This window comes from Thioclava sp. F36-7, from assembly GCF_002020075.1.
Classification (GTDB): domain Bacteria; phylum Pseudomonadota; class Alphaproteobacteria; order Rhodobacterales; family Rhodobacteraceae; genus Thioclava; species Thioclava sediminum.
This window is the reverse complement of sequence record NZ_MPZR01000008.1, coordinates 14,676-32,280: the sequence shown is the minus strand read 5'-3', so window position 1 is coordinate 32,280 and position 17,605 is coordinate 14,676. Positions and strand designations below refer to the sequence as shown.

Annotated in this window: 13 protein-coding genes; 4 read left to right on the top strand and 9 right to left on the bottom strand. The window is 66.0% G+C overall.

Annotated features, from left to right (window positions below; all coding sequences use genetic code 11):
• The first annotated feature begins 228 nt into the window (after nucleotides 1-228).
• Nucleotides 229-2,106 carry a cobaltochelatase subunit CobT gene (gene cobT / locus BMI89_RS15235; RefSeq protein ID WP_078571681.1) on the top strand — a complete coding sequence of 626 codons (1,878 nt, stop codon included), beginning with the start codon at nucleotides 229-231 and terminating at the stop codon, nucleotides 2,104-2,106.
• Nucleotides 2,106-3,905 (top strand): aminopeptidase P family protein, encoded by a 1,800-nt coding sequence (locus BMI89_RS15230; protein ID WP_078571680.1) that lies wholly within the window; start codon nucleotides 2,106-2,108, stop codon nucleotides 3,903-3,905. The genes cobT and BMI89_RS15230 overlap by 1 nt, the downstream gene beginning before the upstream one ends.
• 136 nt (nucleotides 3,906-4,041) lie before the next feature.
• Here BMI89_RS15230 and BMI89_RS15225 read toward each other — a convergent pair whose 3' ends face one another.
• Both BMI89_RS15225 and BMI89_RS15220 read right to left on the bottom strand, forming a co-directional pair.
• Entirely contained in the window at nucleotides 4,042-5,214 is a 1,173-nt protein-coding gene (locus BMI89_RS15225) for an acetate/propionate family kinase (RefSeq protein WP_078571679.1), read from the bottom strand.
• On the bottom strand, nucleotides 5,211-6,599 hold the full coding sequence (locus tag BMI89_RS15220) for a bifunctional enoyl-CoA hydratase/phosphate acetyltransferase (RefSeq protein ID WP_078571677.1): 1,389 nt from the start codon (nucleotides 6,597-6,599) through the stop codon (nucleotides 5,211-5,213). Before BMI89_RS15220 ends, BMI89_RS15225 begins: the two co-directional genes overlap by 4 nt.
• 177 nt (nucleotides 6,600-6,776) lie before the next feature.
• Here BMI89_RS15220 and BMI89_RS15215 point away from each other — a divergent pair, with 177 nt between their 5' ends.
• Together BMI89_RS15215 and BMI89_RS15210 are read left to right on the top strand one after the other, a co-directional pair.
• Nucleotides 6,777-8,153 (top strand): FAD-linked oxidase C-terminal domain-containing protein, encoded by a 1,377-nt coding sequence (locus BMI89_RS15215; protein ID WP_078571675.1) that lies wholly within the window; start codon nucleotides 6,777-6,779, stop codon nucleotides 8,151-8,153.
• Complete coding sequence (locus tag BMI89_RS15210) at nucleotides 8,150-8,542, top strand: SgcJ/EcaC family oxidoreductase (protein WP_078542649.1); 393 nt, start codon at nucleotides 8,150-8,152, stop codon at nucleotides 8,540-8,542. Before BMI89_RS15215 ends, BMI89_RS15210 begins: the two co-directional genes overlap by 4 nt.
• 29 nt (nucleotides 8,543-8,571) lie before the next feature.
• Here BMI89_RS15210 and recN read toward each other — a convergent pair whose 3' ends face one another.
• From recN to BMI89_RS15175, 7 genes are all read right to left on the bottom strand, one after another.
• Nucleotides 8,572-10,221: a DNA repair protein RecN gene (gene recN / locus BMI89_RS15205; RefSeq protein ID WP_078571674.1), complete on the bottom strand. Its 1,650-nt coding sequence runs from the start codon at nucleotides 10,219-10,221 to the stop codon at nucleotides 8,572-8,574.
• A 21-nt stretch (nucleotides 10,222-10,242) separates the two neighbouring features.
• A complete protein-coding gene (locus tag BMI89_RS15200) occupies nucleotides 10,243-11,091 on the bottom strand; it encodes an outer membrane protein assembly factor BamD (protein WP_078571802.1) in 849 nt (282 codons plus the stop codon).
• 179 nt (nucleotides 11,092-11,270) lie between these two features.
• Nucleotides 11,271-12,191, bottom strand: a complete 921-nt coding sequence (lpxC, locus tag BMI89_RS15195; RefSeq protein WP_078522993.1) for a UDP-3-O-acyl-N-acetylglucosamine deacetylase — start codon at nucleotides 12,189-12,191, stop codon at nucleotides 11,271-11,273.
• Nucleotides 12,192-12,424: 233 nt separating this feature from the next.
• Nucleotides 12,425-14,122: a cell division protein FtsZ gene (gene ftsZ / locus BMI89_RS15190; RefSeq protein WP_078571672.1), complete on the bottom strand. Its 1,698-nt coding sequence runs from the start codon at nucleotides 14,120-14,122 to the stop codon at nucleotides 12,425-12,427.
• Between the two features lie 269 nt (nucleotides 14,123-14,391).
• Complete coding sequence (gene ftsA, locus BMI89_RS15185) at nucleotides 14,392-15,717, bottom strand: cell division protein FtsA (RefSeq protein WP_078522995.1); 1,326 nt, start codon at nucleotides 15,715-15,717, stop codon at nucleotides 14,392-14,394.
• On the bottom strand, nucleotides 15,714-16,679 hold the full coding sequence (locus BMI89_RS15180; protein WP_078571670.1) for a cell division protein FtsQ/DivIB: 966 nt from the start codon (nucleotides 16,677-16,679) through the stop codon (nucleotides 15,714-15,716). Before BMI89_RS15180 ends, ftsA begins: the two co-directional genes overlap by 4 nt.
• Nucleotides 16,667-17,581 carry a D-alanine--D-alanine ligase gene (locus BMI89_RS15175; protein WP_078547620.1) on the bottom strand — a complete coding sequence of 305 codons (915 nt, stop codon included), beginning with the start codon at nucleotides 17,579-17,581 and terminating at the stop codon, nucleotides 16,667-16,669. Before BMI89_RS15175 ends, BMI89_RS15180 begins: the two co-directional genes overlap by 13 nt.
• Nucleotides 17,582-17,605 lie beyond the last annotated feature (24 nt).

Sequence of the window (17,605 nt, the reverse complement as noted above, 5' to 3'; positions counted from 1 at the left end):
TTGGGGAAGTCAGGCCACAGGGGGAGGCGTGCGTCTCGTGTTCAACTCTACGTAAGCCCTGTTTGAGCCCATCCAACCCGCCCGTTATGTGCACAGGTGAACGGATGCCGCGCGCCAGCAGCGGGAACTTTCCCAGCCCCCGCCCCGCGCAAACCGGGCCGATCTGCCGCGCGCTCCTCACACGATCGGCTCTTGCGGGCGGACGCGCGCGATGCTTTATCTGAGGCTATGAGCAAGCCTTCCGACAACCCCGCGGATCCCTTCAAAAAGGCGCTGGCCGAGGCCACCAAGACGATGGCCGACGCGCCCGATATGACGGTGAGCTATTCGGTCGACCCTTCGGGTATGACCGCCGACACGATGCGCCTGCCGCAGGTCTCGCGCCGGATGACGCGTGACGAGGTTCTGCTGGCGCGCGGCACGGCCGATGCGATGGCGATGCGCCGCCGCCACCACGATGCCGCGATCGACAGCCGCTATGCGCCCTCGGGCGATCTGGCGAGCGCGATCTACGAGGCGATGGAGACCGCGCGCTGCGAAGCTTTGGGCGCGCGCGACATGCCCGGCACGCTGTCGAATATCGACGCCAAGATCGCCCATGAGGCCGAGCGCAAGGGCTATGCCCAGATCCGCGCCCCCGAAGAAGCGCCGCTCTCGGTCGCCGCGGGCTATTTCGTGCGCGAACTGGCGACGGGCCGGAAACTGCCGCCCGGCGCGGATAACGTGCTCGACCTGTGGCGCCCCTTCATCGAGCAATCGGCGGGCGACGATCTGGAGAACGTCAATCACGTCCTCGCCGATCAGGCCGCCTTCGCGCGCCTCACCCGCAAGGTGATCGCCGATCTCGGCTATGCCGATCAGTTGGGCGACGATCCCGACGAGGATATGGGCGACGAGGCCGAGGACGAGCAGGAAGAAAACGCCGACGAGGAACAGGGCGAAAATCAGGCCCGCGACGAGCAGGAGGACGACGAGGCCGAGGCCACGCCGGAATCCAGCCAGGAAGCGCAGGACGACCAGACCCAGACCTCCGTCAGCTCCGACGATCTCGCCGATCAGGAAATGAGCGACGAGATGGACATGCCGCAGGCCGATGCGCCGCTGGAGCCGCCGCCGCCCCCGCCGCATTCACAGGCCGATCCGAACTACGTCGTCTACACCACCGAATTCGACGAAGAGATCGCCGCCGAGGACTTGGCCGAACCGGCCGAGCTGGAGCGTCTACGCCTCTATCTCGATCAGCAGCTCGACCCGCTGAAAGGCGCGGTCTCGCGGCTCGCCAACAAGCTGCAACGCCGCCTGCAGGCGCAGCAGAACCGGTCTTGGGAATTCGACCGCGAGGAAGGGATGCTCGATGCGGGCCGCCTCGCCCGTGTCGTCGCGAACCCGACGACGCCGCTCAGCTTCAAGGTCGAGAAGGATACCGAGTTCCGCGACACGGTGGTGACGCTGCTGCTGGACAATTCCGGCTCGATGCGGGGCCGCCCGATCTCGATCGCGGCGATCTGCGCCGACGTGCTCGCCCGCACGCTGGAGCGCTGCGATGTGAAGGTCGAGATCCTCGGCTTCACCACACGCGCCTGGAAAGGCGGTCAGAGCCGTGAGAAATGGCTCGCCGATGGCCGCCCGCAAAGCCCCGGTCGCCTCAACGATCTGCGCCACATCATCTACAAACGCGCCGATGCGCCGATGCGCCGGACGCGGGCCAATCTGGGCCTGATGATGAAGGAAGGTCTGCTGAAGGAGAACATCGACGGTGAGGCGCTGGAATGGGCGCATCGCCGGATGCTCGCCCGCACCGAGCAGCGCAAGATCCTGATGGTGATCTCGGACGGTGCGCCGGTGGACGACTCGACGCTGTCGGTGAACCCCGCGATCTATCTGGAGAAACACCTGCGCGACGTGATCGCGATGGTGGAGCGCCGCCGCGCGGTGGAACTGATCGCGATCGGCATCGGCCACGACGTGACGCGCTATTACCAGCACGCGGTGACGATCACCGATGTGGAGCAACTGGCGGGCGCCATGACCGAACAGCTCGCCTCCCTCTTCGACAGCGATCCGCGGGCCCGCGCCCGCTTCCTCGGGATCAAGAAGGCTATCTGATGTTTCAGGATTTCTCGGTGCAATCGCGCCCCGAACTGGGCCCGCCCCGGCTGGCGGCGCTGCGCGAAGCCATGTCCGCAGCCGGGCTCGACGGCTTCATCATTCCCCGCGCCGATGCGCATCAGGGCGAATATGTCGCGCCCTGCGATGCGCGTCTGGGCTGGCTGACCGGGTTCACCGGATCGGCAGGCTTCTGCATCGCCCTGCCGGAGATCGCGGGCGTCTTCGTCGATGGCCGCTACCGGGTGCAGGTGCGCGCCGAGGTCTCGCTCGACCACTTCACGCCGGTGAACTGGCCCGAGGTGAAGCCCGCCGACTGGCTGAAAGACCATGCCCACGCAGGTGCCCAGATCGGCTTCGACCCGTGGCTGCACACGAAATCCGAGATCGCGAAAATCCGCGAGGGGCTGGAAGGCACCGGCATCGCGCTGATCGAGAGCGAGAACCTCGTGGACCGCGTCTGGGACGACCGCCCTGCCCCGCCCGCCGAACCGGCCCGCATTCACCCGCCGGAATTCGCAGGCGAAACGGCAGCAGAGAAACGCGCCCGTCTGGCCGAAGCGCTGCGCGACGACGATATCGCCGCCGCCGTCCTCACCCTGCCGGATTCGATCTGCTGGCTGCTGAACATTCGCGGCTCCGACATTCCCCGCAACCCGGTGGTTCAGTCCTTCGCGGTGCTCTTCGACGATGGCGCGGTGAAGCTCTTTGCCGATGACGCGAAATTCGACGCCGACCTGCGCGCCCATCTGGGTGATGAGGTCTCGATCCTGCCGCCCGACAGCCTGACCGCCGCGCTGGAGGCGATCGAAGGCCCGGTGCTTGTCGACCCCGACAGCGCACCGCTGGCCGTTTCGCTGCTGCTGGCCGATCACGACACCAAGATCCATGAGGCGCGCGATCCCTGTATCCTGCCGAAGGCGCGCAAGAACGCCGCCGAAGTCGCAGGCATGGAAGCGGCGCATCTGCGCGACGCCACCGCAATGGTCGAATTCCTGAGCTGGCTCGACACGGAAGCCCCGAAAGGCAAGCTGACCGAGATCGACGTGGTCACCGCGCTCGAGGGCTTCCGCTGCGACACCAACGCGCTGATCGACATCTCCTTCGAGACGATCTGCGGCGCGGGTGGCAATGGCGCGATCGTCCATTATCGCGTGAACGAGGACACCAACCGGCCCGTGAAACCGGGTGAATTGCTGCTGGTGGATTCGGGCGGCCAATATGTCGATGGCACCACCGACATCACCCGCACCGTCGCCGTGGGCGATGTGCCACAAGACGCCAAACGCCCCTTCACCCGCGTGTTGCAAGGCATGATAGCACTGTCACGCACGCGCTTCCCGCGCAGCGTGGCAGGCGCCCATCTCGATGCGCTCGCCCGTGCGCCGCTTTGGACCGAGGGTTGGGATTACGATCACGGCACTGGCCATGGCGTAGGCGCTGCGCTCTGTGTCCATGAGGGTCCGGCGCGGATTTCCCGCGTGTCGACCCTGCCGCTCGAACCCGGGATGATCCTGTCGAACGAGCCGGGCTATTACCGCGAGGGCGCATTCGGCATCCGGATCGAGAACCTGATCCTCACCGAAGAGGCCGAGGCCAAGGGCGACAATCGCGACCAGCTCTCCTTCTCGACGCTGACCTGGGTGCCGATCGACCGCCGCCTGATCGACGTCGATCTGCTCGGCCCCGAGGAGCGCGACTGGCTCAACGCCTATCACGCGGAGGTGCTGGAGCGGATCGCGCCGAAGGTCGGCGAGCGCGCCAAGGCCTGGCTGCAAACCGCCTGCGCGCCGATCTGAGACTGCGCGCGCCGAAAGCCGTCGGATGCCTCCGGCGGGGATATTTAGGGCAATTGGAAGGGAAGCCTGCGCTCTGCTTCCAACTGCTCCAAATATCCCCCGCGGAGCGTCCAGCAGGACCCGCAAGCGCCATCGCTTACAGGTCGAGCACGGCCTTCGCCGCCCGCGCGATGACGATTTCCTCATTGGTCGGGATCACGAGCACCCGAACCGCGCCCGACCCGATCTCGCGCGCATTCTCGGCATTGGCGCCGACGTCGATCGCGACCCCGAGGAAGCCCAGACCCTCGCAGGCCTGCGCACGCACGCGCGCCGAGTTCTCTCCGATCCCGCCGGTGAAGACGATCCCGTCCAAGCCTCCCATCGCCGCCGCCATTGCGCCGATCTGACGTTTGATGCGGAAGCAGAAATAGTCGATCGCCTCTTTCGCCTTGGGGTCGCTTGATCCTTCCAGCGTGCGCATATCGTTGGAGATGCCGGACATGCCCAGAAGCCCGGATTCCTTGTAGAGCAGCGTCGAGATTTCGGACGCGCTCATCCCCTCCTGATCCATCATGTAGAGCAGGATGCCGGGATCGAGCTCGCCCGGACGCGTGCCCATCGGCAGACCTTCGAGCGCGGAGAACCCCATCGTCGAGGTGACCGACTGGCCGTTCTCGATCGCGCACATCGACGCGCCAGAGCCTAAGTGCGCCACGATCATCCGGCCCTTGTGCAGGTCTGGCTCGGTGCGGGTCAGCTCACCATTGATGAAATCATAGCTCAGCCCATGAAAGCCGTAGCGTCGCACGCCTTTCTCGTAATAGCGGCGCGGCAGGGCGAAAGTGTCGCTCACGAAGGGATGGCCGCGATGAAAGGCGGTGTCGTAGCAGGCGACCTGCGGCGTGCCGGGGAAGGTATCGACCGCCGCACGCACGCCCGCAAGGTTATGCGGCTGGTGTAGCGGCGCGAAGGGAGCGAGCTTGGCCAGCTCCTTCATCAGCGGTTCGGACAGGGGCTCGGGGGCGGCATGGTCGATCCCACCATGCACGATCCGGTGGCCGACCGCGATCACCTCGAGGCCCGGAAAGGCCGCCTGAAACGCCGCAAGCGCGGTGTGCAGCGCCGCCGCATTGGTCGCGAAATCGTCCGGGGCCGAGGCGGGCAGCGGCAGCGGCGCGCCGTCGGGGCCGCTGAGTTTCATCGCCGCCTCGCGCCGTCCGATCCGGTCGACATGGCCAAGTGCGAGCGTCTCGAGATCTTCCGAAAACAGCCCAAGTTTCAGTGAAGACGAGCCGGAATTCAGCGTCAGGATCGCGCGGGTGCTCATGCGCGATCCCCGCAGGTCCGGTGGTAGTGGATCGAGGCCACGGCGGCGGAGGCCAGCCGCGCCATCCCGCTATCGGAGCGCGAGTTCAGGATCACCGGCACCTTCGCGCCCAGCATCAGCCCCGCCCCTTCCGCATGGGAGATATAGGCGAGCTGCTTGGCCAGCATATTCGCGGAATCGATGCCGGGTGCTACCAGCACCTCGGCCCGGCCTGCCACGGCCGAGCGGATGCCCTTGGTGCGCGCGGCGGCCAGATCGACGGCATTGTCCATCGCCAGCGGCCCATCGACCTCGCCCCCGGTGATCTGCCCGCGCTCTGCCATCTTCGACAAGAGCGCCGCATCGAGGGACGACGGGATCGCGGGCGTCACGGTCTCGACCGCAGACAGCACGCCCACTTTCGGCACCTCGATCCCGATCGAGATCGCCACGTCGATCGCGTTTTGCACAATATGCACCTTGGTCTCGAGATCGGGCGCGATGTTGATCGCGGCATCGGTGACGATCAGAGGATGCACGACGCCGGGCACATCCATCACGAAGACATGGGTGAAGCGTTTGCCGACCCGCAGCCCCGTCGCCTTGTCGAGCATCGGCTTCAGCAGCGCATCGGTATGCAGGTGGCCCTTCATCACTGCGCCCGCGCGCCCCTCGTTGACCAGCTGCACCGCCATGCGCGCGGCATCGCGGGGGTGCTCTGCGGGCAGGATCTCGAACTTGGTCACGTCGCGGCCCAGCTCCTTCGCGACGGACATGATCTTTTCGGGATGGCCGATCAGCAGCGGCTCGATCAGGTGATGTTCGGCGGCGAGGAGCGCACCGTCGAGTGACACCGGCTCTTCGGGGCAGACGACGGCGGTGACCAGATCGGGCAGCGGCTCGGCCTTCTCCAGCAGTTTCTCGAAATGGCGATGGCGCTGCGAGATCAGTCCCGGCACTTCGAGCGCATCGAATTTCAAATGTTTCTGCGGGGCATGAACCTCGGCCTCGCCCTCGACGATCAGCGCGTCATCGCCCACGCGGCGCACTTCCGTCTTCATCCGCAAGAGATCGCCGGGCAGCTTCTCGAGCACCTCGACGCGGGCGCAGAGCTCCTGCCCGGCAGCCGCGAGATCGTGGAAGCGCAGGCTTTGCGAGCGATAGAGCGTCCCCGGCCCCGGCAGCAGATTACCCAGCACGGCGGTGATCAGCGAGGCTACGAACATGCCCGGCGCATAGGCCTCCTTCTGGCCGTCGCCATCGCCGTCCTCCGCCTCAAGATGAACCGGGTTGTGATTGCCCGAAGCCGCCGCGAAGACGTAGAAATCATCGGCCGTGCACAGCCGCTTCAACTCCGCCGATTGACCGACCTCGATCTCGTCCCATTTCCGGCTCTCGAAAATCATTGCGCGCTCCTTCTTCATTGCCTGCGGCGCAAGTCTGCCGGACCCGCGCGCTGCTAGCTAGGCAGAGATTCGCGACAAATCCTTGATCCGAGACAAAAACCGCCGACAAACCGCAGGAACCCTTTCACTCGCGCGCGGCTGAGCCTAAAGCTTGGGCAGCAAAAATGGGAGGCGTGCATGGCATTGGCAGAGGCGCTGGCGGAACTCGAAACTTTGCTGGGCGACCGGCTCGACGCCTCGAAAGGCGCGCGCGACCAGCATGGCCGCAACGAGACATGGTTTGCTTTCGCCCCGCCCGATGCGGTGGCCTATCCGATCAGCGCCGAGGAAGTCAGCGCGATCGTGAAAATCTGCGCCGCCCATGACGTGCCGATCACGCCTTACGGCACGGGCACCTCGCTGGAGGGCCATGCCGTGCCGGTGCGCGGCGGGATCAGCCTCGATCTGATGAAGATGGACCGCGTGCTCGACGTTCTGGCCGAGGATATGCAGGTGCGCGTCCAGCCCGGCGTGACCCGCGAGGCGCTGAATGAAGACCTGCGCGCGACGGGGCTGTTCTTCCCGGTCGATCCGGGCGCAAATGCCTCGCTTGGCGGTATGGCGGCGACCCGGGCGAGCGGGACGACGACGGTGGGCTATGGCTCGATGCGCGACAATGTGGCGGCGCTGGAAGTGGTGCTGGCCGACGGTCGCATCATCCGCACCGGCAGCCGCGCGAAGAAATCCTCGGCAGGCTACGATCTGACCGCGCTCATGGTGGGCTCGGAAGGCACGCTCGGGATCATCACCGAGCTGACGCTGCGCCTGCATGGCCAGCCCGAGGCGATCTCGTCGGCTGTCTGTGCCTTCGATACGCTGGAAGCGGCGGTCGAGACGGTGCAGATGACGATCCAGATGGGCATCCCGATGGCCCGGATCGAATTTGTCGACGACCTTACCGCGCAGATATTCAACGAGGCCAACGGCACCGATTTCCCCGCGAAACCGCATCTGATGATCGAATTTCACGGCTCGGAAAGCGGCGTGGCCGAGGCGTCCGAGCGCTTCGGCGAGGTCGTGGCCGAGATGGGCGGCGCCGATTTCCAATGGGCGACGACGACCGAGGACCGCAACAAGCTGTGGAAGATGCGTCACGGCGCCTACCCCGCCACGATCGCGCATCGCCCCGGCTGCATGGGGCTGGTGACCGATATCTGCGTCCCGATCTCGCGGCTGGCGGAGGCCGTGGCCGCGACGAAGCATGACATTCTCGAGGCCGGGCTGATCGGCCCCGTGGTGGGCCATGTCGGCGACGGAAATTTCCACTCGGTCCTGCTGCTCGCTCCCGAGGATAAGGACGAGTTCAAACGCGCCAAGCAGGTGGCCGCGAAGATGGCCGAACGCGCGCTCGAGATGCAGGGCACCGTCACCGGCGAACACGGCATCGGCATGGGCAAGATGGGCTATATGCGCGGCGAGCATGGTGCAGGCTGGGACGTGATGGGCCAGATCAAGCGCGCGCTCGACCCGCAGAACATTCTCAATCCCGGCAAACTGGTGGAGCAGGACGAATGAGCTTCGAGACCCCGGACGCGCTGCCGCGCGCCTTTGCGAAAGCCTGGGGCGCGCGCGACGCGCAGGCGCTTGCGGGCTTCTTCGCGGAAGATGCCGATTTCATCTCGCTCACCGGCGGGATCGCCTCGGGCCGCACCCAGATCGCGGAACTGTTCGCAGGCGAACTCGCCGGCGCCTTCTCGCGCGCGCGGCTGGTGACCGGCAAGGCCAAATCGCGCGCCGTCGGCGCCGAGGCCGCGGTCGTCCTCCAACGCTTCGTCCTGACCGGGATCATCACCGAAAACGGAGCCGATGCGGGCCGGATCGGCTGCACGCTGGCCGCAACGCTCGGGCTGACGCCAGCGGGCTGGGAAATCGTCGCCGCGCAATTCGTGGTGGAGGCGGGGTAAGCCCCCCCGGAGGGAGGCCTCCCCTCCCCTTAACCCCTCAGCAGGTCCAGCGCGGCAGCTTTCGCCGCGTCCGTGACTTCGGCGCCTGCGATCATGCGGGCGATTTCGTCGGTGCGCTCGGCTTCGGCCAGCGCGCGGACTTCGGAAGTGGTCATGTCGTTGTTGACCGATTTCGCGACGCGGAAATGGGTGGCGCCGCGGGCGGCGACCTGCGGAGAATGGGTGACGACGAGGACCTGAGCGCCCTCGGCCAGTTTCGCGAGACGGCGCCCCACTGCATCGGCTGTGGCTCCGCCCACGCCGCGGTCGATCTCGTCGAAGATCAGGGTCAGCGTATCGGCGCCGCGCGCGAGCACGACTTTCAACGCGAGCAGGAAGCGTGACAGCTCGCCGCCCGACGCAATCTTGTTGAGCGGCCCTGCCGGTGCACCGGGGTTGGTGGCGACGGTGAAGCGCACGGTATCGGTGCCCTCGACAGCGGGCTCCCCCGCGGAGAGACGCGTCTCGAACACGGCGCGATCCATCTTCAGCGGCGCCAATTCGCCCGCCATCGCGGCATCGAGTTGCCCCGCGGCCTCGGCACGCGCCTTCGACAGCGCAGCGGCGGCCTTGTCGTAGGTTGCGCCTGCTTTCGCGAGATCGGCCTCAAGCGCGCCGATCCCTTCCTCGCCTGCATCCAAGGCGGCAAGCTTCTCGCGCAGACCTTCGGCGAAATCGGCCAGTTCATCGGCGAGCACACCGTGTTTGCGCGCAAGACCCCGGATCGCGAACAGACGTTCCTCGCAGGCCTCCAAAGCATGGGGGTCGAAATCGAGCGCATCCAGCGCGGTCTCCACGCCCTGCGCGGCCTCACCCAATTCGAGGAAGGCACGTTCCAACGCTTCCAGCGGCGCATCGAGCCGCCCCTCGGCCCGGTCCGCAGCGCCTTGCAGCCAGCGATCGGCGTCGCGCATCATCCCCTCCGCCCCTTCCGGGCCGAGGGCGGCAAAGGCGCGCGACACATCCTCGCGGATTTTCGCGGCGCCCTGCATCAGGCGGCGCTGGCTGTCGAGCTCGGCTTCCTCACCGGGTTTCGGATCGAGCGTGTCGAATTCCTTCACCGCATAGCGCAGGAATTCTTCCTCTTCCTTCACCGCCGCGAGAGAACTCCGCGCCGCCTCCAGCTTGCGCGCCGCCGCCGCGCGGGCTTTCCACGCCGTGCGGGTGGCCTCCAGCAGATCCGAATGGCCCGCGAAGGCATCGAGCAGCGCCCGGTGACCGCGTTCGTTGAGCAGACCGCCATCGTCGGATTGGCCGTGCAGCTCCACCAGCGAGGCGGAGACCTGCCGCAGCACGTCGCCCGACGCCCGGCGGTCGTTGATCCACGCGGTCTTGCGCCCGTCGCGCGCATTCACCCGGCGCAGGATCAATTCGTCCGAGACGGGGATGCCCGCTTCGGCCAGTACCTCGCGCGCGGGGTGATCGGAGGGCAGCTCGAACACCGCCGTCACCTCGCCCTGATCGGCGCCCTGACGCACGAGTTCCGCGCGTCCGCGCCAGCCAAGGACAAAGCCCAGACAGTCGAGCAGAATCGACTTGCCCGCCCCGGTCTCGCCGGTGAGCACATTGAGGCCGGGGCCGAAGTCCAGCTCCAGCCTCTCGATAATCAGAATGTCGCGGATATCCAGCGAATGTAGCATTTCAGACCATGAGGGCCCCGATCAGAGCCACTTGCCCTGAACCACCTGACGATACACGCTGGACAGCCATCCGTTGCCCTTCGCCTCGGGCTTCAACCCACGCTTTTGCAGCAGGTTGTAAGCGTCCTGATAGAAGGGTGAGGACTGGAAGTTGTGGCCGAGGATCGCGCCTGCGGTCTGCGCCTGATCGGTGATGCCGAGTGCCAGATAGGCCTCCACCAGACGTTCCAGCGCCTCGGGCGTGTGGCTCGTCGTTTGGAATTGCTCCACCACCACGCGGAAGCGGTTGATCGCCGCGGTGTAGTTACCGCGCTTGAGGTAGTAGCGCCCGATCTCCATCTCCTTGCCCGCGAGGTGGTCGAAGGCGAGGTCGAATTTCAGGATCGCCGACTGGGCGTATTCCGAATCCGGGTATTTCTCGATCACGTCGCGCAGCGCCTGCAGCGCCTGGAAGGTCAGGCCCTGATCGCGGCCGACCTCATCGATCTGATCGTAATAGCTGAGCGCCAGAAGATATTGCGCATAGGCCGCATCTTCGTCGCCCGGATAGGTGTCGAGGAATCGCTGCGCCGAGGCGCGGGCTTCTTCGTAATTCTTCGCCTTATGCTGGGCATAGGCTTCCATGATCAACGCGCGCTTGGCCCATTGGGAATAGGGGTAAAGCCGCTCGACCTCGGAGAAATACTTCAGCGCGGTATTGGGGCGGCGCGGATTGCCGACCTCCAGCTCGTATTCGCCACGCTCGTAGATTTGCTTGGCCGTGAAGTTTTCGAGGTTCGGTGCTTTGTTCGGGTCAGTACCGCAGGCGGAAAGCGCCATTACAAGACCAAGAGCCCCGAGTTTCGCTGCCGCCAGTTTGCCGCGCGCCATGCCCTGCCCCATCCCTCTTTCGTTGCCGGAGAAAGGCCCCGGACCCGTCAATCACTACCCCGTTTCGGAGGCCGTTCGGCATGTCCTAGCATAGAAAAATCCGGGGCGCAAAATGCCTTTGCGGGTTTTGACGCCCCTTTTCCCGATGCCCGCGAACCCGTGACCGGGCCGCGATGCATTCAGGCCGATGCCAGTGCCGCTGCCGAGCATACACCAGCGCCGGGCAAGCTGTAAGCCTGCGCGGGCGAACAGGTTTCCCAGCACCACGCATCGGGGCGCTCGAACAACGCCCGCAGAAGCTGGTTGGTCATCGCGTGACCCGCGCGGTTGCCACGATAGCGACCGAGGATCGGCGCGCCCGCAAGCGCGAGATCGCCAAGCGCATCGAGCATCTTGTGGCGCACGGGTTCATCCGCGTGACGCAGACCGCCGGGGCTGAGCACCTTGTCGCCATCGACGACCACGGCATTCTCGAAAGTGCCGCCGAGGCTGAGCCCTTTCTCGCGCATCGCGTCGACATCGGCGAGACGGCAGAAGGTGCGGCTGTCCATCAACTCGCGCACGAAGGCGCCATTGGCCATCTTGAGGCGCTTGCTCTGACGACCGATCGCGGCGTCGGTGAAGTCGATCGCAAAATCGATCTCGAGGCCCGCGGCAGGTTCGATGCGCGCCACGGCCTGACCGTTGCGCACTTCGACCGGCTTGAGAATGCGGATCGCGCGCAGTTCAGCGGCAAGCTCACGCAAACCAGCCGCGCGGAACGCCGCGACGAACTGGGCCGAAGACCCGTCGAGGATCGGCACTTCCGGCCCGTCCAGCGAGATCAGCGCATTGTGGATGCCCGAGCCCACGAGAGCCGCCATCAGGTGCTCGATCGTGGAGACCTGAACGCCGTCCTCGTTTTCGATCAGCGTGCAGAGCGTCGCGCTCGGCACGTTGCTCCACAAAGCGGGCACACGCGGGTTCACGCCGGACACATCGGTGCGACGGAACACGATTCCATGGCCTGCAGGCGCCGGATGCACATGCATCTCGACCGGGGCGCCCGAATGGAGCCCAACGCCGGAAAAGGCCACGGATTTGGCAAGCGTCGTCTGCACGATAACCTCACAACTTTTTTCTCTGGCGATCCACGAACACACGGGTCCGAGAGCCGCAGCATCAGTTAGTCAGAGACGGCGGGGTTAACAATTCACTCTTTGTAACGGCCTGAAACATTGCGTCCGCGATCGGGCGGAACGCCGCGCAAACGCACATAAGCCCCTAATTTATAATAGAAAAAGGCCCGCTCTCGCAGGCCTTTTTCGACGTTTCGTGAAGTCTTTGTGAGCGATTAATTCGCCTGACGGCGCAGGAATGCCGGGATCTCGATGCGATCCTGATCCTCGGATTGCTCATCATCATAGGCCTCGGCACGCGGCTGAGCGGTCTGCGGACGCTGCTGCTGGGGCTGCGGCGCGGGCTGCTGCGGAGCGTGCTGCTGGGGCGCGTGGCCCTGCTCGGCATGGCCGTGGCCGGTCATGCGATTGATCAGCGAATTGATGCCAAAGCGCGGACGCTCTGCCTGCGGCTGCGGTTGCGGCTGCTGCGGTGCGGCCGGACGAGTCGCCGCCATCGGACGCTGCGCGGGCGCGCTCGACGGAGCCTTGTTCACCGCCGCCTCGAGACGACGCAGGGCTTCCGGCGAAGGGGTGCCGGGCTGACGCGGACGCGGTGCGACATAGTCATGCGCGCCGTCTTCGACATGCAGATCCTGCGCGGGCGCAGGCTGCGGACGATAGGCCGGCGGCGGCAGGTCGTCAGCGGCTTCCTGAGCGCGCGGCTGCTCCATCGTGGCGCGAGCTGCGGGCGCGTCGAACAGAGTCCGCTCTTGTGCGGTCTGTTGCGGCGCGGGCTGCGGGGCTGCCTGAGCGGCCGGTGCCTGTTGCGGCGCGGGCTGCGGGGCCGGAGCGGGCTGCGGCGCCGGAGCAGGCGCATGCTCGATGGTAGCTTCGGCTGCGGTTTCCGCGGGCTTCAGCGGCTCGGCGAGCGAGCGGCGCGGCACCGGGACTTCCGCCGGGGTGGCCAGCGCATCTATACCGGTCGCGACCACGGAAACGCGCATCGCGCCTTCCATGTCGGGGTCCAGCGTCGAGCCGACGATGATGTTGGCATCCGCATCGACCTCTTCGCGAATGCGGTTGGCCGCTTCGTCGAGCTCGAACAGCGTCAGGTCGTAGCCGCCGGTGATGTTGATCAGCACGCCCTTGGCGCCTGCCAGCGAGATCTCGTCGAGGAGCGGGTTCGCGATGGCCTTCTCGGCGGCCTGAACCGCGCGATCTTCGCCCGTCGCCTCGCCGGTGCCCATCATCGCCTTGCCCATCTCGTCCATCACCGCACGCACGTCGGCGAAGTCGAGGTTGATCAGGCCCGGACGGACCATCAGGTCGGTCACGCCCTTCACGCCCTGATACAGAACGTCGTCGGCCATCGAGAAGGCTTCGGTGAAGGTGGTCTTCTCATTGGCCAGACGGAACAGGTTCTGGTTCGGAATGATGATCAGCGTGTCGACGACCTTCTGGAGCTCTTCGAGGCCCTGCTCGGCCTGACGCATCCGCTTGGAGCCTTCGAATTGGAACGGCTTGGTCACGACGCCGACGGTCAGAACACCCAGCTCACGCGCGGCCTGCGCGATGATCGGAGCAGCCCCGGTGCCGGTGCCGCCGCCCATGCCAGCGGTGATGAAGCACATATGCGCGCCAGCGAGGTGATCGACGATCGCCTCGATGCTTTCTTCGGCCGCGGCCGCGCCCACCGTGGGACGTGCGCCTGCGCCCAGACCCTCGGTGACCTTGGTGCCCATCTGGACCCGGGCCTGCGACTTGGACTGCTGCAGCGCCTGAGCGTCGGTATTCGCGACCACGAATTCCACGCCCTCAAGCTGCTGCTCGATCATGTTGTTGACCGCGTTCCCGCCCGCGCCCCCGACGCCGAATACGGTGATCCGGGGCTTCAGGTCCTCGTGCTCTGACATCATCAAATTCAACGCCATGTGGTATGTCCGCCTGTTGTTGCTGCCCGACCCTGTCCCAGGCCGATTTCAATGGAAATTAGACCGATTTTAGCGATGAATCGCCGCAGCGTCACGTAAAAAACCGCTTCGGACCACAAAATCTGGAGCTCCAGATTCCGTGACCAGCGGTATTTCGCGCAGACGTCAGCATATTGTGTGGATGATGCGGTCAGACCGCCGCCGCTACGCGAACTTGAACTTCGCGCGACAGGCGTCTGACATCAGTCGATTTTCACTTTTGCAACATTTCACCAATTATCGCGGAACCAGCGGATGGCCCGGCGCAGCGAGCGCCCGCCCAGCGTTTCGGGGGGCATCTCGAAATCCCACCACTCGTCTTGCGGATGCGCCGCGAAAAGCGACAGACCCACCACGGAAGAGAAGCCCGAGCCGGTCGCGGCCTGCGGCAGACCCTGCACCCGCATCGGCCGTCCGAGCCGCACATTCTGGCCGAGGATTCGCGCAGCCAGCCCGTCGAGACCGGGGATCTGACTCGCCCCGCCCGTCAGCACGATCTGCTTCGAGGGCAGATGCTCGAAGCCTGCGGCATCGAGGATCGCGCGCACATCTTCGAGGATTTCCTCGACGCGCGGACGCATTATTCCGATCAGTTCGGCGCGGCTCACCTGGCGGCGGTCCTTCTCCCAGTCGCCCGAGTCGCCGCCGAGCTCGATCATCTCGCGATCGTCCATGCCGGTGGCGACGACGCCGCCGTGGAAGGTCTTGATCCGCTCGGCCACCGACATCGGCACCCGCAGCCCCGCCGCGATGTCGCGGGTGACGTGCTCGCCGCCCAGCCGCACCGCGTCGGCATAGATCATGTGTTTCTTCATGAAGATCGACACGCCGGTCGCGCCGCCGCCCATGTCGATGCAGGCCGCGCCCAGTTCCTGCTCGTCCTCGACCAGGCTGGAGACGCCCGAAACGTACGCCGAGCTGGCGATGCCCGCGAGTTCGAGATCACAGCGACGGATGCAATAGATCAGGTTCTGGATCGCGGTGTCGGAGACGGTCAGCAGATGCATGTCGACCGCGAGGCGCTGCCCCGCATGGCCCCGCGGATCGGCCAGACCCGAGCGGTGATCGAGTGCGAAGTTTACCGGCTGCGCATGAAGCACCTCGCGCCCTGCCCCGAGCGGCGGGATATCGCACGATGCCAGCACGCGGCTCACATCGACCTCGGTGACCTGATCGCCCTGCACTTCGATCTCGCCCGCCAGCCCGTAGGACCGCGGCTCGGCGCCCGCGAAACAGGCGATGACGTGATCGACGCGGGTATTGGCCATCTTCTGCGCGGCCTGCACGGCGGTCCGGATCGCGCGCTCGGTCTCTGCCATCGCGTCGATCTCGCCGAAGCGCACCCCGCGCGAACGCGTCGTCGCGGCCCCGATCACCCGCACCGAGGCGTGCCCGGCCAGCGAGTCCTCATCCTCGGACCCGTTCGGATTGTCGAATTTCAGAACGAGGCAGGCGATCTTGGAACTGCCGATATCGAGAAGCGCGATCACGCCCCGTTGCATCGCTGCCTTACGCATGTTGCGCATTGCGCGCTGGAACTCGTAGAGATCGGTCATTGCGTGGCCCTCGCTTTGAGAATGTCAGACTGCACCCGGCGGAATTCGGCGAGCGCGTTATCGCTGAGCCGGATCGTCGGACGGTCCTTGTTTCGAAAATCAATCACGGTGAAATCGCGGGCGAGCAGATCCTCGGCGGTGTTGAGCGCGAGGATGCGGTCGAGTGCGGCGACGGGATCCGTCTCGGGAAGCATGATGCGCTGATCGTGATCCAGCACGAGATCCCAGCGTCGCTCACCGAGACGCTCTAGCCCGCGCAGACGCGGCAGAAGCGGACCGGCATCGGCAATGATTTCCAGCGCCTCGGGCACCGCCTTATCCGCGCCCATGCCGGAAATCACCGGCAGATCGGGGCGCGCTTCGCGCGAAATCAGCGTGGCGACCCGGTGGCCCGACGCGTCGAGCATCTCGAGACCGCCCGGCTGGCGCCAGAGGATCGCGGGCACGCGCTCGGTCACGTCTGCCTCGAGCACGCCGCCCGGACGGATCACCAGCCGCGCATCGGCCACCGCATCGAGGCGGCGGATCGTGTCGCGATAGGCGTCGAGGTCGATATCGAAGCTCGACGCGGGCAGCCCCACCGGCAACATCGCGCGTACGGCATGGGCGACCTCGGGGCTGGCGCCTTCGATCTTAAGCAGCTTGACCATGAATTCGGGGCGATGCTCGATCGCGTCCTTCACATCCTGCACCTGCGCGACGAGATCGGCGCGGCGGCCAGGATCGCCCAGCCACACCCCGAGGCCCGCGACGATCAGAACAATCGGCACACCGATCCGGGTGAAGGCACGCACGGCGGGCGTGAGCCACAGCCGTTCGAGTTTGAAAGCAAGCCGCGACGGTGCGGGATCGCGGCGGGTAGGACGTTTGGAGCGTTGGTAAACACGAGGGGCCATGCCACCCGAAGGGCCTTGGCGATGCCCGGGGGCTTCGCGCGGCGGGACACCGTTCAGCGGCCGCATGAGGCGTCCTCCACCAACCAGGCGCAGAGCTCGGGGAAATCGATGCCGCAATGCGCGGCCTGTTCGGGCGAAAGCGAGGTGGGCGTCATGCCCGGCTGGGTGTTGGTCTCCAGCAGCACCAGACCGGCAAGCCCCCTGCCCTCGTCCCAGCGGAAATCGGTGCGCGAGAGCCCCCGGCAGCCCAGAACTTGATGCGCGCGGACCGCGTAATCGAGGCAGGCTTCGGTGATCTCGACGGGGATTTCGGCGGGCAGAACGTGGCGCGAGCCGCCGGGGCGGTATTTCGCGTCATAGTCGTACCAGCCCTCGGTGATGATCTCGGTTACGCAAAGCGCGCGCTCGCCCATCACGGAAACGGTCAGTTCGCGGCCCGGGGCGTAGGTCTCGACCATCACCTCTTCGGGCATCTCGGCCGACAGCTGCGGCGGGGAGTTCGCGCCGTCCATCACCAGATAGACGCCGACAGACGAACCCTCGTTATTCGGCTTCACGACATAAGGTGCGGGCAGCACATGCCGCGCCATCACGTCGCCCTTGGTCGCGATCACGGATTGCACGATGGGCAGGTTCGCGGCGGCATAGGCCTGCTTGGCGCGCGCCTTGTCCATCGCCAGCGCCGAGGCCAGCACACCGGAATGCGTGTAGGGGATGCGGAGCCATTCGAGCATGCCCTGAACGCAGCCATCCTCGCCCCAGCGACCATGCAAAGCATTGAAAACGCAATTGGGCGCGGCATCGCTCAGCCGTTGCGGAAGATCCTCTCCCGCGTCGATCTCGATCACTTCGAAACCCGCCGTGCGCAACGCCTTGGCGCATTCGCGCCCCGAGGACAGAGACACCTCCCGCTCAGCAGAAGGGCCGCCCAGAAGAACCGCCACACGGTGGGATGCCCTGCTCGACATACCCGCTACTTTCGCCTCATGCGG

Excerpts from the sequence above, each read along its gene's own strand:
- BMI89_RS15220 (WP_078571677.1), bottom strand. The coding sequence starts at position 6,599 with ATGATTTTCGAGAGCCGGAAATGGGACGAGATCGAGGTCGGTCAATCG.
- BMI89_RS15210 (WP_078542649.1), top strand. The coding sequence starts at position 8,150 with ATGAGCTTCGAGACCCCGGACGCGCTGCCGCGCGCCTTTGCGAAAGCC.
- BMI89_RS15200 (WP_078571802.1), bottom strand. The coding sequence starts at position 11,091 with ATGGCGCGCGGCAAACTGGCGGCAGCGAAACTCGGGGCTCTTGGTCTT.
- BMI89_RS15180 (WP_078571670.1), bottom strand. The coding sequence starts at position 16,679 with ATGCGGCCGCTGAACGGTGTCCCGCCGCGCGAAGCCCCCGGGCATCGC.
- ftsA (WP_078522995.1), bottom strand. The coding sequence starts at position 15,717 with ATGACCGATCTCTACGAGTTCCAGCGCGCAATGCGCAACATGCGTAAG.
- recN (WP_078571674.1), bottom strand. The coding sequence starts at position 10,221 with ATGCTACATTCGCTGGATATCCGCGACATTCTGATTATCGAGAGGCTG.
- BMI89_RS15215 (WP_078571675.1), top strand. The coding sequence starts at position 6,777 with ATGGCATTGGCAGAGGCGCTGGCGGAACTCGAAACTTTGCTGGGCGAC.
- BMI89_RS15230 (WP_078571680.1), top strand. The coding sequence starts at position 2,106 with ATGTTTCAGGATTTCTCGGTGCAATCGCGCCCCGAACTGGGCCCGCCC.
- BMI89_RS15175 (WP_078547620.1), bottom strand. The coding sequence starts at position 17,581 with ATGTCGAGCAGGGCATCCCACCGTGTGGCGGTTCTTCTGGGCGGCCCT.
- cobT (WP_078571681.1), top strand. The coding sequence starts at position 229 with ATGAGCAAGCCTTCCGACAACCCCGCGGATCCCTTCAAAAAGGCGCTG.
- BMI89_RS15225 (WP_078571679.1), bottom strand. The coding sequence starts at position 5,214 with ATGAGCACCCGCGCGATCCTGACGCTGAATTCCGGCTCGTCTTCACTG.
- ftsZ (WP_078571672.1), bottom strand. The coding sequence starts at position 14,122 with ATGGCGTTGAATTTGATGATGTCAGAGCACGAGGACCTGAAGCCCCGG.